This is a genomic window from Rahnella perminowiae, from assembly GCF_019049695.1.
Classification (GTDB): Bacteria; Pseudomonadota; Gammaproteobacteria; order Enterobacterales; family Enterobacteriaceae; genus Rahnella; species Rahnella perminowiae.
This window is the reverse complement of the sequence record NZ_JAFMOT010000111.1, coordinates 1-1,406: the sequence shown is the minus strand read 5'-3', so window position 1 is coordinate 1,406 and position 1,406 is coordinate 1. Positions and strand designations below refer to the sequence as shown.

Genomic DNA, 1,406 nt, shown 5'->3' with positions numbered 1-1,406 from the left:
CCACATTCGGCACTGAATTATCTGACGCCATCAGAGTTTGCAGCACGGTGGCGAAATGGAAAATGTGAAGGTAAACAAACCGACATTACTAACTGACGGTTGTATCTAATCCTGGGGGCAGGTCAGATCAGATAAAGGGATCCGGGGATAAGAAGAGGATGAGCAGACGACCGGCAAGATCGTCTGCTGAAATCATGAAAAGAGGATTATTCGAGGGTTGGATTCATCTGACGCAGATCAAACGGTGTGATCTGATAAACATAATAATTCAGCCAGTTAGTGAACAGCAGGTGACCGTGACTCCGCCAGGTCGCCTTTGGGGCGAGCTCGGCGTTATCCTGCGGGAAATAGTTGTAGGGCATTTCCGGCGATAAACCCGCCGCCACATCCCGCAGATACTCACCAGCCAGCGTTCCTGCATCATACTCAGGGTGTCCGGTAACAAAAGCCATCCGTTTATCTTTGGTTGCAAAGAGATAGGCACCGGCTTCGTCGGATTCGGCGAAGATCTCCAGATCCGTATGCTGGCGGAGCACATCTGCCGGAAAATCTGCATAACGGGAATGAGGTGCCAGAAAGCTTTCATCAAAGCCCCGGGTCAGTAATGCCAGCGGTTGTAGCGTCTGATGGGGATATACACCAGACAACTTCGCTTCACGGGTCATCTTAGGCAGGCCGTAAAGCACATTCAACGCCGCCTGAACCGCCCAGCAAACAAACAGGGTCGATGTGACATGTTCTTTAGCCCAGTGAATAACGCGCTCAATTTCCGGCCAGTATGCTACATCACAAAAGTCGACCAGGCCTAAAGGTGCACCGGTAACGATCAGTCCGTCATAGTTGTCATGTTGAATATCTTCAAAGTCACAATAGAAATTATTCAGATGCTCGGCAGGGGTATTTTTAGATTCCCGACTGTCAATGCGTAACAGCTGCACATCAATCTGCAAAGGAGAGTTGGAAAGCAGTCGTAAAAACTGATTTTCGGTCTCAATTTTCTTCGGCATCAGGTTGAGAACCAGCACCTTAAGAGGACGGATCTCCTGCGTTTTTGCCCGTGATGACGTCATAACAAAGACGTTCTCATTACGCAGGAAATTCACCGCTGGTAATTCATCTGGAACCCGGATCGGCATAACAACTTCCTCACTGCATCCATTTATACGTTTAGACTTCTAGATAGCTGAAGATATCGGTTTTTGATTAAGATGTCGAGCCTGCAAGCGTTAAGTGAAAATGTTTCAACTTAAGTTATTAATTTAGATTATCTGGTTATAAAGGGAAGCAAATGAGTGTTCAGGAAGGGATAAAAAGAGAAATTAAATTGCAGATCATGGCAACGTACTGAGTAAATAATGTACACAATGCCTTAAATTCCCCATAGCGAAAAGCCCCGCACTTTCGTA

At 46.7% G+C, this 1,406-nt stretch carries 1 protein-coding gene; it reads right to left on the bottom strand.

All coding sequences use genetic code 11. The features are described from left to right. Positions 1-206: 206 nt before the first annotated feature. Positions 207-1,136 (bottom strand): homoserine O-acetyltransferase MetA, encoded by a 930-nt coding sequence (metA, locus tag J1781_RS00580; RefSeq protein ID WP_129954852.1) that lies wholly within the window; start codon positions 1,134-1,136, stop codon positions 207-209. Between the last annotated feature and the right edge of the window lie 270 nt (positions 1,137-1,406).

What these genes read in the sequence shown, in the direction of transcription:
- metA (WP_129954852.1), bottom strand. Translation starts at nt 1,136, where the DNA reads ATGCCGATCCGGGTTCCAGATGAATTACCAGCGGTGAATTTCCTGCGT.